This window comes from Paenibacillus sp. FSL R5-0486 (assembly GCF_037975155.1).
GTDB lineage: Bacteria > Bacillota > Bacilli > Paenibacillales > Paenibacillaceae > Paenibacillus > Paenibacillus amylolyticus.
Genome location: NZ_CP150237.1, coordinates 659,609 through 673,405, shown reverse-complemented (window position 1 = coordinate 673,405; position 13,797 = coordinate 659,609). Strand labels below are relative to the sequence as shown.

At 49.1% G+C, this 13,797-nt stretch carries 13 protein-coding genes and 1 riboswitch; of the genes, 6 read left to right on the top strand and 7 right to left on the bottom strand.

Going from position 1 to position 13,797, the window contains the following annotated elements:
- Positions 1-206: 206 nt before the first annotated feature.
- Together MKY01_RS03110 and MKY01_RS03105 are read right to left on the bottom strand one after the other, a co-directional pair.
- Positions 207-1,568, bottom strand: coding sequence for a nucleobase:cation symporter-2 family protein (locus MKY01_RS03110; RefSeq protein ID WP_282319524.1), 1,362 nt, complete (start codon positions 1,566-1,568; stop codon positions 207-209).
- Between the two features lies 1 nt (position 1,569).
- The gene (locus tag MKY01_RS03105; RefSeq protein WP_036613196.1) at positions 1,570-2,157 is read right to left on the bottom strand and encodes a xanthine phosphoribosyltransferase; all 588 of its coding nucleotides are present in this window, start codon (positions 2,155-2,157) and stop codon (positions 1,570-1,572) included.
- Between the two features lie 300 nt (positions 2,158-2,457).
- A riboswitch (purine riboswitch) is annotated at positions 2,458-2,557 on the bottom strand.
- A 271-nt stretch (positions 2,558-2,828) separates the two neighbouring features.
- Between MKY01_RS03105 and mscL the strand changes: the two genes are divergently transcribed.
- A complete protein-coding gene (mscL, locus tag MKY01_RS03100; RefSeq protein WP_282319526.1) occupies positions 2,829-3,323 on the top strand; it encodes a large conductance mechanosensitive channel protein MscL in 495 nt (164 codons plus the stop codon).
- A 239-nt stretch (positions 3,324-3,562) separates the two neighbouring features.
- Here the strand turns inward: mscL and MKY01_RS03095 are convergent, their stop codons facing one another.
- Positions 3,563-3,865, bottom strand: a complete 303-nt coding sequence (locus tag MKY01_RS03095; RefSeq protein ID WP_017690846.1) for a hypothetical protein — start codon at positions 3,863-3,865, stop codon at positions 3,563-3,565.
- Between the two features lie 79 nt (positions 3,866-3,944).
- On the opposite strand from MKY01_RS03095, the gene MKY01_RS03090 reads away from it, so the two are divergent.
- Positions 3,945-4,637, top strand: coding sequence for an NUDIX domain-containing protein (locus MKY01_RS03090; RefSeq protein ID WP_282319527.1), 693 nt, complete (start codon positions 3,945-3,947; stop codon positions 4,635-4,637).
- A gap of 268 nt (positions 4,638-4,905) precedes the next feature.
- On the opposite strand, the gene MKY01_RS03085 is transcribed toward MKY01_RS03090, so the two are convergent.
- Positions 4,906-5,712, bottom strand: a complete 807-nt coding sequence (locus tag MKY01_RS03085) for a TrmB family transcriptional regulator (protein WP_282319528.1) — start codon at positions 5,710-5,712, stop codon at positions 4,906-4,908.
- A gap of 73 nt (positions 5,713-5,785) precedes the next feature.
- Positions 5,786-6,598 carry a zinc ribbon domain-containing protein gene (locus tag MKY01_RS03080; RefSeq protein ID WP_282319529.1) on the bottom strand — a complete coding sequence of 271 codons (813 nt, stop codon included), beginning with the start codon at positions 6,596-6,598 and terminating at the stop codon, positions 5,786-5,788.
- Positions 6,599-6,947: 349 nt separating this feature from the next.
- Here MKY01_RS03080 and MKY01_RS03075 point away from each other — a divergent pair, with 349 nt between their 5' ends.
- The 3 genes from MKY01_RS03075 to MKY01_RS03065 all read left to right on the top strand — a co-directional run bounded on the left by MKY01_RS03075 (position 6,948) and on the right by MKY01_RS03065 (position 10,332).
- Entirely contained in the window at positions 6,948-9,530 is a 2,583-nt protein-coding gene (locus tag MKY01_RS03075; protein WP_282319530.1) for a UvrD-helicase domain-containing protein, read from the top strand.
- A 20-nt stretch (positions 9,531-9,550) separates the two neighbouring features.
- Positions 9,551-9,868 carry a hypothetical protein gene (locus MKY01_RS03070; protein ID WP_282319531.1) on the top strand — a complete coding sequence of 106 codons (318 nt, stop codon included), beginning with the start codon at positions 9,551-9,553 and terminating at the stop codon, positions 9,866-9,868.
- A 95-nt stretch (positions 9,869-9,963) separates the two neighbouring features.
- Positions 9,964-10,332, top strand: a complete 369-nt coding sequence (locus MKY01_RS03065) for a hypothetical protein (RefSeq protein ID WP_036668594.1) — start codon at positions 9,964-9,966, stop codon at positions 10,330-10,332.
- Between the two features lie 90 nt (positions 10,333-10,422).
- On the opposite strand, the gene MKY01_RS03060 is transcribed toward MKY01_RS03065, so the two are convergent.
- Complete coding sequence (locus tag MKY01_RS03060) at positions 10,423-11,493, bottom strand: Gfo/Idh/MocA family oxidoreductase (RefSeq protein ID WP_253505440.1); 1,071 nt, start codon at positions 11,491-11,493, stop codon at positions 10,423-10,425.
- A 47-nt stretch (positions 11,494-11,540) separates the two neighbouring features.
- Positions 11,541-12,017 (bottom strand): GNAT family N-acetyltransferase, encoded by a 477-nt coding sequence (locus tag MKY01_RS03055; protein ID WP_282319532.1) that lies wholly within the window; start codon positions 12,015-12,017, stop codon positions 11,541-11,543.
- 249 nt (positions 12,018-12,266) lie between these two features.
- On the opposite strand from MKY01_RS03055, the gene MKY01_RS03050 reads away from it, so the two are divergent.
- A complete protein-coding gene (locus tag MKY01_RS03050) occupies positions 12,267-13,337 on the top strand; it encodes a copper amine oxidase N-terminal domain-containing protein (RefSeq protein WP_282319533.1) in 1,071 nt (356 codons plus the stop codon).
- Positions 13,338-13,797: the final 460 nt, after the last annotated feature.

Below are 13,797 nucleotides of genomic sequence, written 5' to 3'. Positions count from 1 at the left end.
TATCTTCGGTGTTTCGCATCTAAAAGTGTCTCTTTCATTTGTTCATGGGATTGAATATTCATAGCATAAACGATGTATGTCATAAACCATTCATGCTGTATATCACCATGATTAACCTGATTCATTATTCATCTTGTGTATCGTCTATTCATAACAGTTAACATAACAATCCTGCTGGATGATAACCCTAGCCTACTTCAGCTAATTTAAGCTGACTTGCCCGTCTCTCCAAGGATGGCATCTGCCTGTTGTTCAGCCATCTTGGCAGCCGTTTCCTTGGTACCCAGACCATTAAACAGCAGGTTCATGAAGATCGCCGTGAAGCTGCCTGCGATGATACCATTACCGAGCATAATCTGAGCCCAGGCCGGTGCTCCTGCGAACAACTCAGGTACAACGGTAACCCCAAGCCCCATACCTACAGAACAAGCGATGACAAACAGATTTTCATGTCGGTTCAGATCAACCTGACTGCCGATAATTCGAATGCCTGATGATACCACCATGCCAAACAAGGCCACCATGGCTCCGCCAAGTACTGCCCCTGGAACGAGCTGTGCGAGGGCTGCAATTTTTGGTACAAATCCAATGACCACCAGGATTACACCAGCCACCACAATGACATCACGTGTCTTCACACGTGTCATCTGTACCAGCCCTACATTTTGCGAATACGTTGTATACGGGAACGAGTTGAAAATCCCGCCTAACACAATGGCTAGGCCCTCTGCGCGATAACCGCGCGCCAGATCCTTGGACGACAGGTCCTTGTCCAGGATTTTGCCCAGAGCCATAAATACACCTGTGGACTCGGCCACGCTGACAATCGCCACCAGAATCATCGTCAGAATAGGTACAATCTCAAATGTCGGTCTGCCGAAGTAAAACGGCTGAACAACGTGGAACCAACTTGCATCGCGAATAGGGGCAAAATTAACCTCGCCCATAAACCCTGCCGCAATCGTACCTACAAGCAGACCAATCAGTACCGAGATGGAACGGATAAAACCTGTAGTGAATCGAGTCATTAAAATGATAAAGAGCAGCACGCCGAAACCGAGCATGAGATTAACTCCGCTGCCGAAATCTTCTGATCCCTGACCGCCGCCCAGATCGTGGAAAGCAACGGGAATCAAGGTTAAACCGATTATCGTAACCACCGACCCCGTAACCACTGGTGGAAAGAGCCGAATAAGCTTCCCAAAGATTCCGGAGAAGATCAATACGAACAGCCCTGAGGCAATAATCGCTCCGTAAATGGCAGATACCCCACTGTTCATCCCGATTAGGATCATCGGGGACACAGCCTGGAATGCACAACCGAGCATGACAGGCAGCCCTACGCCGAAATATTTATTTCCCCATACCTGGAGCAGTGTAGCCACACCACATGCGAGCAGGTCAATGGCAATGAGATAGGTTAGTTGTTCCTGTGTAAAACCCAATGCATTACTGACGATCAATGGGACAACGACGGCTCCTGCATACATCGCAAGCACATGCTGTAGTCCGAGGGAGAACGTTTTGATTGGATGCCGATGCCGCTGAAAAATACGTTCGCGTGCCATATTAGTTCGTGCCCTCCTCGTCCGCAAATGTAACCTGTCCATCCGACAGTGCCCCGATGCGAACCAGCGATTCCACACGGTATCCTGCTTCTTTCAGCAAGCGACCTCCCGGCTGGAATGCTTTTTCAATAACAATACCGATACCCACCACTTCTGCTCCAACCTGCTCCACAATGCGAGCCAGACCAAATGCTGCTTCACCATTCGCCAGAAAATCATCAATGATCAGTACGCGATCACCAGGCTTCATGAACTTCTTGGCAACGGTAATTTCATTGGTCTCCTGCTTCGTGAAGGAGTAGACCTTCTCTACCAGAATATCTTCTGTCAGTGTGAGCGACTTCTGCTTCCGTGCAAAGATCAGCGGCACGTTCAGCTCCAACGCAGTCATGATGCCCGGAGCGATCCCTGACGACTCAATCGTCAGCACACGTGTGATATTCTCACCTTCAAAGCGGCGAATGAACTCTTTACCTACTTCCTTCATCAGAACCGGGTCCATCTGGTGGTTCAGGAATGAATCCACTTTGAGTACTTGCTCGGACAGGACAATGCCTTCCTGTCTTACCTTGTCTTTTAACAATTGCATTGTAATTCTTCCCCCTGAATGCCCTCCGCACAGAAGCTCACATGCTCTTCCAATCGCATGGTAAAAAAGCAAAAAGCCCGCCTTTTCACACGCTGCGGAATAACCGGAGACGGGAAAGACGGACTTGTACGTATATGGACAAGCCGTATGGATGCTGCAAGTGTACTGGATGGACAGAATGACAGGAGTTCAATCCTGCTGTGAGAAACCTCAAACAGTGTAGTCAGAAACAGATAAAAGCCACTTGAACCTGCTCTTCAGTCAAACTGTCTGAGAATGATCTCATGCCAACCCTACAAAACATTGCAACATCTTTCCCGTAGTCCGATCATTCCGGTGATCAGGTAGAGACATGCAGGCCTATTCCTGCACATATACGAGTAACGGCATATTTAATTTTTTGGCTCCATGATTCGTTACAATGTATGATCGCGAACCTGAATGTAAAAGGTTAAACATAACTGACAATGTTAGAAGTATACCGAATCGACGGCGTGAAATAAAGAAGTATTTTCATGGAAGTTGCGGAAACTTGTCTTAATTTGCAAACAGGGGGTGATTGGAATCTATTTTTTATGTACAATATGAGAACGGAAGCGCGGATCTGAACGGAGAATGGATGGAAACGCGGCCTACATTTTGAATTGAATGATCAAAGGAGATATGCAAACATGAAAGGCGTACTTAACGAATTCAAGGAATTTGCCGTCCGCGGCAACGTCATCGATCTGGCGGTCGGTGTCATTATTGGGGCTGCTTTTGGTAAAATCGTCACATCCCTTGTGAATGATATCATCATGCCCCCGGTTGGAAAACTGATGGGTGGAATCGACTTCAGTCAGAAAATCATCAACCTGGACCGGGGTATGAAAACAGCAAACGGACAGGAGATCACCACACTCGCTCAAGCCAACGAAGCTGGGGCTACCGTGATTGCTTATGGTCAGTTCATCAACGTCATGATTGATTTTCTCATCGTTGCGTTCTGTATCTTCATGCTTGTGAAGGGCATCAACTATCTGAAAAGCAAAGAACACAAAAAGCCCGAGCCGCAAAAAACGACCAAGGCTTGCAAGTATTGCCTATCGGAAATTCCAGCCGCGGCTACCCGCTGCTCGCACTGTACTTCAGAACTGGAAGCAGAAGGAACCGGCGCTCTAGCATAATTACAATGAACGTTTAAAGACGCACCGAGTTGAATTACGGATAAATCCTGATGCGGGGGACAACCTCTTACTTGCTAGGGTTTATGTATGAAAAGCTAGCCATATGGGCTTCATTAACTATGGGTTGCGTAGCTTAAAGGTTTGAAGGTTCCACCGTAAAGGTGGGGCCTTTTTTGTGCCTATCATACATGTATTACATATACTCCCCCATGAATTTCATTCGCGGCCATGCTCATGAATTAGAAGCGGCGTGGCAGCAAATGCTCCAGGATCGACTTCAGATCTTTATCTTCTTTGTAAACTTCTTCTCCAGTATCAAGCTCTGTCACACGAATATATTCAAAGTTTGCCGAAGCATCCACTGGCTTGAATAACAACTGGGCCTCATCTTCCAAACGTACATTAAATCCCATATCCTTAAACATGCTGCTTAACTGACTGTTAGCCGGTTCCTGACCTTGCCCTACAAATATAAGTCCTCTAAGACTTTTACGTTCCTGAGGTTGCGGATAAATCACCTGAAAGTGTACAATGCATTCCATACGATCGTTCCCCTTTCGTTTAATACATACTTTGTGAAATTTTGAACTTTAAAATCTGCTATATAAGGAGATACGTTTCATGACCCCAGAACGTTTCGACATTTATGACGATCAGCAAAATTGGATCGGCACTTCACTACGCAGCGAGGTCCATGCCAAAGGATATTGGCACCGTTCATTCCACTGCTGGATTGTGCGTGACGAAGGCGAGCAGCGACAGGTTCTTTTTCAGCGGCGGCGTGATATTAAGGATACCTTTCCCGGTTGTTACGACATTACAGCAGCAGGCCATCTTACCGCAGGTGAACAACTGCAAGACGCCAGTCGTGAGCTGGAGGAAGAACTGGGTGTTTATACTCCATTCGAGGCACTAACCTATCTACTCACGGCTACACAGCAGCTCCAAGGAGAGGTGCGTGGTGTCCCATTCATAGATCGGGAATTCAGCGCCGTCTATGGATTATGTCTGAACCAGCCGCTCGAAGCCTACGTTCTGCAGCCTAGCGAGGTGGATAGCCTGTATGAAGTGCCGCTGGATGATCTACTCGCTTTGTTTCGTAATGAGATCGACGTCATTCAAGCTACCGGAGTTCAGACTCAGCCGTTGACATCACCGCCACATTCCATCGGTCATAAGGACCCATTAAGTGATCATGCAGCTGATGAGCCGGAACGTATCGTTCGCGAGATTCGGGCAACGGAATTTGTACCCCATGGTACAGCTTATTATACGGACGTGCTGGAAGCTCTGTACCACGTGCCCAAAGAGTGATCGTGTACAATCCTGTTCAACCCGATCTAGTTCAATCGAATGTTCATAGCTTCATTTTCTCAAAAATAGCATAACTTCATACCTTTACTATCGACTTGACTGGAAACAGATGCTGTGACGAACATCACTGTCATATCTCAAACCAGCACAAACAGGCGTCTGCCTTCGGGCAGCGCCTGCTTTATGTACACACGTATTCGTTTCGTCAAGATAGGTACCTATGTGCTGGCATGTTCACTCCATCAGAGGTGATTAGTCGCCGATCTGTCTAGCTCTGGTCAACCTCTCCTGAAGGAGAAGACCAATAACGCGCAGAGAGTTCTTCGTACCGGTGCCCATAGCGGGACTCCAGTTCCTCCCCCATATCCTGTTCCAATTCGTACAACACCAGCTCTTGAGCAAAATGATTCAGCAGCAGTCCGGTCATTACCGGATGCTCCGTAACTAGTGCCTGTGTGGCGCATGATTCACCGCGCATGCCTAACATGCACCAGCGGCGATCCACCACCAGGGAAAATTTCCGACCATTACCTGTACCATACATAGGCAAACCCGGCCAAGGAACAGGCTGATCAAGCATGCCTTCGCCACCATCACACGACCATAACAGCCGCACACCCCGAGCTTCAGCCTGCTGTAAGTCATTACGCAGTAGCTCTGCCTCTTCACGCCAAACGTCTACAACAATCTCATGCTGAGCCTCGGCCAATTCACGGCTCAGATTCTCAAACACATTCTTGTCACCATCGACGTTATAGAAGACAGGCTTCTCCGGTTCACTCTTGGGCATGCTGCTCTGGACATAATCCAGCGAGGTACGCATTTGATCGGAGATCATACGTGTCATCTCCTCCGGCTTCAGCACACTATACTTCGCCGGTTCCCCAGGACTACACCGCAAGAATCCACGCTGTTCCAGCCGTTGCAGGGTCGCATATACATTGGAACGGGACACGCCCAGCCGCTTCGCAACCTCATATCCTGAGGCTGATCCCTGACGGGCGAGTTCCACCATAATTTTAGATTCCATCTCGGTAAACCCAAGATGACGCAAATGATGCAGCAGTTGGTCCATATTCCCGTCCCCCCATGCTGTCAGCAACCCGCACTGCCTAACAATGATGCGGCAGTGCTTCTACTGCATCAGATCAGATCTGTTCGGCACCACAGCGCGGGCACCACTTCGACCCTTTGGGTAGCTCGGCTGCACAAATCTGACAATTCACCATTTCACGTGATACTTCGGTCTGTACGTCCACCGTGTTCACGATCGGGTTGTTTTCTTTCCAGTAGCGGATGCGTTCATCCAGTTCCTGCTGACGCTCACGTTCCCGTTGCATCTCTTCATCTCTGCGACGTTCCCACTCCGCATCAAACGCTTCCTTTTCTTCCTGGGTAAATTCCGTACTGTTATATTCCGATTCCGTTTCCAGATCCGCTATGGACGGAATGACCGTATGGTACGGCTCGTCTTCCTCCAGTTCCAACTCAGGTGGCGCATCGTAGAAGTCCGGCTCTGGAGTTGGGGTCTGAGCTACAGCTGCCTCCTGTCTTGCGGCTGTGGTGGCTCCTGCAACTCCTGCTGCTACTTTAGGCGTTGCTGTCTTGAGTTCACCCAACTTACGTCCGCATTTAGGGCAGAAGTTGGCATCCAGGGAAGCGACGTGTCCACACTCGCACAACCGTTCGTTCTTAAGTTGTGCAATCTTGTTGCGCAGACCATCAATCTCGTCCTGCAATTCGTCGCAGAGTTGCGACAGATCCACCATCTCTTTTTCTGCACGCGTCATATCCTGTGCCCGATAACCCTCATAGAAGATGCGACCCATATCTGTAAAATGGACTTCCTGTTCCTGTTGCAAGCCCACAATCTGGTTGTTCAGTTTCCCAATCTCAACGGCGTGTTGGGCACGCTCTGTTGCTTTGTTCGCTCCGTCTTTGATGCGCTGAAGCAGTTTCATGACCATTCCTCCTCTGTCCCGTCAAAACCAATATTATCATTTCTATTTAGTAGTAAATTAGCATATTACATCTTTCATGCAAAATGCTCAGGCATATAACTTATACGATATCATGCCAAAAAGTTGCGTAATCTCGTGCAGGTGCCCGTTTTATACCGATACTGGATGAAATCGGGGGCTTTCGTCAAGACCATATGTTCGGGTATAATGAAGCTTTGGCCCTACTTAACCGCCTGCTTAGGCGACTAACTCTATCATACCAATTTACAATGCGATTGTGAAAAGGGCAAATGGTTTACTTTTAGCCGGGATAGTCCTATCCCTGAATGCATACAGAGGTGGATGAAACATGTTAAGTCCGAACTCAACGTTCTACCCCCGTCCGCTCGGGGTTACCCCGGCGGCGTCCCTGCCCCAGTCCCCGTCTGCTCCGCTGGAGACCAGTCGGCAACTCGTGGGTAATGAGCAACAGGATGCCTTTTATTTTCGTTCTCTTGAAGAGGCAGGCATCAAGTTAAACGCACCACAAATCTCGGCAGTCCGTCACGGCAGAGGACCGATTCTGACTCTCGCCGGAGCCGGTTGTGGCAAAACAACTGTACTGGCTGCAAGAGCCGGTTACCTCATAGAGGTCAGTGGCGTACATGCAGGCAGTATCCTGCTGGTGACGTTCACGAACAAAGCCGCCACCGAGATGAAAGACCGGATCGCCGCATTGCCAGGCATACGCCCGGCAGCCGCGAGAGCCGTACAGGCTCGCACCTTCCACTCTTTTGCGCTGACATTATTGCGTCATTACGGTGTGCAGGAAGAGATCTTTGGCGAGTCGCGAGCCCAGCATACGGTGCTGAAGATGCTTCTTCGCCAAAATGGCATGAGTGAAGCCTTCCAGCCTGAAAGTCTGCTGGCTATGCTGTCCGCATGGAAGATGCAAGGATCGGAAACAACCGATCTGCCTGAAAAATCACAGGAAGAACGCGATGCCAAGCGTGTTCTGCTTGGTTACGAAGCCTGGAAGCAGGATCGCGGCAAAATGGATTTTGATGATATTTTACTACGGGCAGCCGCGCTGCTTCGTGATCCTGCTGTTCTGGGGCCGCTTCAGAAGCGTTTCCAGTACATTATGGTGGATGAGTTCCAGGATACCAACCATCTGCAGTATGAAATTGTGCAAAAACTGGCTTCCGCTCACCGCAATCTGATGGTTGTGGGAGACGATGACCAGACGATCTATACCTTTAATGGCGCACGCCAGGAATCAATTTTGGAATTCGATAAAGTATACCCCGGCGCACGCATTGTGACGCTGGATATCAATTATCGTAGTGATGCACGCATTCTGGGACTCGGAAGTGAACTGGTCGCCCGCAATAAACGCAGACGTGACAAACGGCTACGTGCCGCTGGAAACCGCGGAGATGCGCCTCGCTTCGCTACACCTTCCAATGCAGAGGAAGAAGCGGCGTGGGTTGTAAACCAGCTGTGCCAGCAGGTTGAAGAAGGACTACACACCTATCGCGATATTGCGATTCTTCACCGGACAGCCAGCAGCAGCCGGGCTGTATTTGAGCAGCTTGTGTTGAAAGATGTGCCTTTTGTACAGCATGGTGCTTCTCCGGTGTTCTATGACCAGTCTCTCATCAGACCCCTGATGGATCATCTGCGTCTGTCCCTTGACCCACGAGCCATGGATGCTCTTCCAAGTGCACTGGGTCCGCTCTATGTATCACGGGATGCAGGGCTGGAGTGGATTCAGCGTTGTGAACAACAACAGGCGAAGAAATATCCGCTCATCCATCTGGTGAAATGGGACAAGCTGAAACCGTTCCAGCAGGAACAGGTCAAGGAACGCATCAAGCTGATCAAATCACTGCACAAACTAAAACCCATCATCGCCATTCAGGAGATGCGCAGGCAGTTCTACGACAAGTATATGGAAAGTGGTGATCCCAGCATCTTCACCCACTATAAGGAAACGATGCTGGAAACTCTGGATGAATTCGAAGCTGCTGTCAAAAAATTCGAAACGGTAGAAGAGTTCATCCAATTCGCGGATGAGCTGTCCCGCAGACACCGTGAGATGGAATCTTTGCGTCGTGCGCAGGATAGTGACGCGGTACAGCTGATGACGATCCACCGGGCCAAAGGATTGGAGTTCCCTTGTGTGTACTGGATTGGAGCCAGTGAAGGCATTGTGCCTCACAGTACAGCACTTCGCCAGGATATTCCCGAGGATCAGAAAGCTGCGCTTGCTATGCAGCAGACAGATGCCGAACTGGACATGGCGCTGGAGGAAGAACGCAGGCTCGCCTACGTTGCCATCACACGGGCCAAGCAGTACTTGTATGTCACCTCACCGGCGAGCCATCACGGAAAACCAGCGGATGTGTCCCGTTTCCTGCTTGAAGCCTTCGGCATGGAAGTACCGGACAAACGCAAACCTCGTGAGGAGAGCCGGACGAGCAGTCAGGCTTCATATGGTAAAGGCAACGGACAGTATGCCCGCTCGTCCGGCTCAGGTGCCCGTTCAGAAGGTCGGGATGCGGCACAGCGTCGTGCCATCAGCCACAGTGACCGTCGTGACTACGAGGTCCACAACGAACGTGATGAGGATCGCCTCGGTGAACGGCGTGGTAGTGGGGAGATTCGCAACCATAAGGCATTCAGCACCACAGGTCTGAGTCCAACAGCTGCAAGTTCCTCCAGTTCACATTCGCACACTTCAGGTTCAGGTAATGCTGAGCGTACGGAGACCGTTGCGGTCTGGAAGTGTAGTTCATCCACCTGTAAAGCTTGGCTAAGACAGAAGCCGGCTGTGCCTTCAAAAGCAACCAAGAAGGCATCCTCGGGCCCTCCCGCCTGTCCCCTGTGTTCAGGATCGATGGAGGCCGGCACCCGCCAGGTGCCCGTAACGGGGAGATTTGGGAAATAACTCAAAGGAAGAGGTCCCTTATGGAGTTAGAGATGATTATTAAAGAGCGGATTCAAGAAAGATTCGACACCCTACAGGAATTGTACGATATGTGGTTTACCGAAAATCCGGCTTATATCGCTCCCAAAGAAAAACTTTTTCCACAATCACATATTGAGAAACTTAGAACCATTACTTATCTATTGGATAAAGGGTTCATCGTCGTTAATCCCGTTAAAGATGAACCATCACTCGTGTCAGTCAGTATTACAGTAGATGGAATTGACTTTTTTGAACAAAGTCGATTAGAAGGAAAAGGTAATGGCTGGTCATATGTGACTGAACATGTGGATGAGTAAATAACACACGAGCACAGTAGCTCGTTTCAGGGCGCTTTTTGCTGTTTATTAACAGTAGAAGCGTCTTTTTTCCATTTCAGAATGGGGGTTGGAATATGCAGGACGGCAAACAACATCTGTATGTATCGGTAACACATAATCTTATTGAGCAAACAAAGAACGAATCTACACCCTTTGAGGTGTTGGTGGATGACGAACAGTTGGGCCGATTGAAAGATCTGATGAAGGTGCTGGAGGATGACGATGCCTATACATTGCAACGGGCGCCAGTACCCTACAAATCGGCAGACCATGATGAGGCAACGGAGCAGTTTTCGGATGGCATGACCTTGCTGTACACCTTTCTGTATGACCACGGCACGCCGGATACCCGGCAGGCAATTGAAACCATGAACGTGCTTCCAAGGCTGCAGGATACGGATTATGATGACCCTGGATACGAGAATTCACCACTGAATAAATGACCTTATGCCAAAAAGCATGCGTAACCGCAGATCACGCGGAAGACGCATGCTTTTTAATATGATGAAGGACAACTGCCATGTAAAATGAACTCAATCCAGACGAATCTCCTGCCCTTTCTCAGCGGATTCGTAGATTCCGCACAACATGCGCGTGGAAGCCACACCATCAGCAATTGGGCTGATCGGCTCTGTACCGTTCAGGCAGCAATCCACAAAGTGGTCAATCTGGTTCTGGAATGCACTATGAATATGGAGACCCGTATTGTCCGTCTGGGGTTCAATATTCAGGATGGTGTTATTTTTCTCCGTGACGATCAGTGTCTCCGGCTCCAGTTCGAACCCACCACGCTCGCCGTATAATTTCACCGAAGATTCATCTCCGCGTGAATGCAGGGTAAAGCTCACATCCACCGCCAGCGAAGCCCCGTTTTCAAACCGAATGAGCGCATTCGCCATATCTTCTACGTCATTCACAGCTGCGCTGTAGTCGGCTGCTTTGTAAAAAGAAAGATGTTCAATATGGGCACGATTGCCCAACTTCCGATACGTATTACCACTGACCGTAACAGGTTTCGGCCTGCCCATGAGGTACCAACATTGGTCGATAATATGTACGCCCAGGTCAATCAGAGGGCCGCCGCCGGAACGGCTTTTGTCAGCAAACCAACCGCCCGGATTGCCGTGTCGCCGTAGAATGGAAGCTTTGGCATAATACAGTTCACCAAACTCCCCGGCATCAATGAATCTGCGCATCATCTGCATATTGTTATCATAACGCCGCACAAAACCAACGATAAACGTACGTCCACTCTTCTTCACCGCTTCTTCAATCCGCAGTGCATCTTCCACATTGGTTGCGACCGGTTTCTCCAGCAACACATGCTTGCCTGCCTCCAATGCAGCAATGGCAAATTCCGCATGTGTATTATTCCAGGTACAGATACTGACAGCATCCACATGCGGGTCCTCCAGCATCTCCCGATAATCGGTGTACACGGATTGAGCATCATACTTCTGTGCCGCAGCTTTAGCCCGTTCTTCGTTCAGATCGCAGATCGCATAGATGACGGCATCCTCGTTTTTGGCATAACACCTCATATGAAGATCCGAGATTGATCCCGTACCGATCATTCCGATGTGCAACATTTGTTTCGTGCTCATCATCGTCCTCCCTTCCTTTTCCACAGCTTCCACAACATCATTATTGTCTAGTCTGCCCGCAGCATACCTTCGTAAATACCCGGCGTTGAATTTTCAATCTTCACTGCACCCAGCGTCCGGGCATAGAAATCCACAGGTCCCGCTGATCCGATAATCGCATACCCGTAACCGTCCGCCTTCATCGCATGCATACAGGACAGTAACAAGGCTGTGCCTACACCTTTGCCTCGTGCATCCTGGCTCACACCGGTCGGTCCGAAGAAGTTGCGACATGTCGCTTCGTAACAGGCAAATCCAATCATTTTCCCATGCTCAACCGCAATATAACAGGACACCGGCTGACGCGCAAAAGCGACATCACATTCATCTACCCAAGCCTGACTAAAATGTGACCTCACCCAATCCAGTACAAGCTGTTTCTCTGGGGCAATGGCTCTTCGAATCACAATGGAGGATTCCTCCAGCATTCTCAGTCCACTCTCTTGCTCCGGTAAACGATAGAGCGCTACCAACATATCACTCATCTAATCCGTTCCTCCTCGTACTTGAATGTGAAATAGGACAAAGGTTTGGCCACTTACCTGAAATTAACCTGATCCTGCTGCGGATAACCTGCAATACAAGCGATATTTCTAATTTAAACTAACCTACCGCTTACATTCATTGCATTTCAACTGCAACACTTAGACGATTTGTCCCGTCTATTAACTTGAAGCGCGGCCCTAAGGAAGATTTTACCGCGTCAGTACACAGATTAGAAGGGATGAATATTGATGAACAACAACATGAAAAAAGTAAGTGCACTGATGGCCCTATCCATGGCATTGGGTGGTGGAGCCGCTTATGCAGCAACACTGGACAACACAAAACCAGTCCATCAAACATCCGTTTCAGCAGATAGTAACGCAGCGAGTGTAGTAAACGTATCCGTGAATGGTGCAACCATCTCTGATGGTTATTGGAACAAAGATGGCAAAGTAGCCATGATCCCGCTGCGTGATCTTACCGACGCACTGGGTATTGAACTGGAATGGAATAAAGAAACTAAAACTGCAGAGCTGACTCGTGGTGCTCTCTGGACACAGGTAATCACAGGCAAGGATCAATATTCCGTGAATAAAATGCTGCTCACGCTGGGTACAGCGCCCGAAATCACAGGCGGCAAATTGTATGTACCGGTTTCTTTTGCTGAGAAAGCACTGCATGGACAAGTGAACACAACAGGAAATCAGGTGACTATCTCGAGTGAAGAGGACGTGAAGACGGTTACTGAACGTGGTGTCATTACCAGAATCTCGAACCAAGATAAATATCAGTCCATCCAGATTGGCGGTGCAGGTACGGATGGTATTGTGCTCAATCTGAGCGATGAGACAAAATTCATCTCAGTTGAGGGAAAAGAGATTGCACTGACTGATCTGGCCATTGGCATGAACGTGGAAGCTGAGCATTCCCTGATCACCACCCGCAGTCTGCCACCACAAACGCCGACCTATACAGTCACTGTGTTGGATGCGGCTACAGCATCTGAGGTACAACCTAAAGAGCTTCTGGGTACAGCGGGTACAATTGAAAATGTAACATCAGCTGAAGGCAGCATCTCACAGATTGAGATTACAGGTACACGGTTAACAGAAACCGCTCCTGACCATGTCGTGCTGAACATTGCTAAAGACACGCTGCTCGTGAACCACGAAGGTGAGACGGTGAAAGCTGAAGAACTGACCAAAGGCGCTAAAGTCATTGGGTTCTACAGCCCTGTGTTGACACGTAGCCTGCCTCCAATCGGAACAGCTTGGAAAGTGGTTGTTGAAACACCTGGAGCAGAGCCGGAAGCGAAATAATACGATTGGAAAAACGTCTGGCTGAAACACATGTTATATGTTGTTGCAGACGACCGTGTGCATCGCTTAGCGCGGGGTCATGAGTGTGGAGCATCATAATGACCAGCCATCCGCATGTAGCTCCTGACGCGCGGTGTAATGAGTTTGGCGCATCAAGAACTCAGCCGTGCGGCCAGGCGGCGAAGTCAATTCAAAATAACCTTATCCGCTTGTCTTTTGACAGGCATGGATAAGGTTGTTTTTTTTGTTTTGGTTTTGGTTTTTTAGAGTGTGTCTACAAACTGCTTCAAACCGAAGGGTATCTGAAACTTGTCCGGAGCAGACACGTGCGATGTGCACTGCATACGAAATACATTGCTTACCGAATGTAAGAGCAAGCGGAGTTAACGCTAACGAATCTGAGGCATCTTATTCAAGGATTTGAAGTACCCGCAGAAATCTAAGGAATCTCAGGCACGCT

Bases quoted from the DNA above. Each gene is read 5' to 3' on its own strand.
- MKY01_RS03065 (WP_036668594.1), top strand. From the start codon at position 9,964: ATGCAGGACGGCAAACAACATCTGTATGTATCGGTAACACATAATCTT.
- MKY01_RS03085 (WP_282319528.1), bottom strand. From the start codon at position 5,712: ATGGACCAACTGCTGCATCATTTGCGTCATCTTGGGTTTACCGAGATG.
- MKY01_RS03060 (WP_253505440.1), bottom strand. From the start codon at position 11,493: ATGAGCACGAAACAAATGTTGCACATCGGAATGATCGGTACGGGATCA.
- MKY01_RS03110 (WP_282319524.1), bottom strand. From the start codon at position 1,568: ATGGCACGCGAACGTATTTTTCAGCGGCATCGGCATCCAATCAAAACG.
- mscL (WP_282319526.1), top strand. From the start codon at position 2,829: ATGAAAGGCGTACTTAACGAATTCAAGGAATTTGCCGTCCGCGGCAAC.
- MKY01_RS03050 (WP_282319533.1), top strand. From the start codon at position 12,267: ATGAACAACAACATGAAAAAAGTAAGTGCACTGATGGCCCTATCCATG.
- MKY01_RS03080 (WP_282319529.1), bottom strand. From the start codon at position 6,598: ATGAAACTGCTTCAGCGCATCAAAGACGGAGCGAACAAAGCAACAGAG.
- MKY01_RS03095 (WP_017690846.1), bottom strand. From the start codon at position 3,865: ATGGAATGCATTGTACACTTTCAGGTGATTTATCCGCAACCTCAGGAA.
- MKY01_RS03090 (WP_282319527.1), top strand. From the start codon at position 3,945: ATGACCCCAGAACGTTTCGACATTTATGACGATCAGCAAAATTGGATC.
- MKY01_RS03055 (WP_282319532.1), bottom strand. From the start codon at position 12,017: ATGAGTGATATGTTGGTAGCGCTCTATCGTTTACCGGAGCAAGAGAGT.
- MKY01_RS03075 (WP_282319530.1), top strand. From the start codon at position 6,948: ATGTTAAGTCCGAACTCAACGTTCTACCCCCGTCCGCTCGGGGTTACC.
- MKY01_RS03070 (WP_282319531.1), top strand. From the start codon at position 9,551: ATGGAGTTAGAGATGATTATTAAAGAGCGGATTCAAGAAAGATTCGAC.
- MKY01_RS03105 (WP_036613196.1), bottom strand. From the start codon at position 2,157: ATGCAATTGTTAAAAGACAAGGTAAGACAGGAAGGCATTGTCCTGTCC.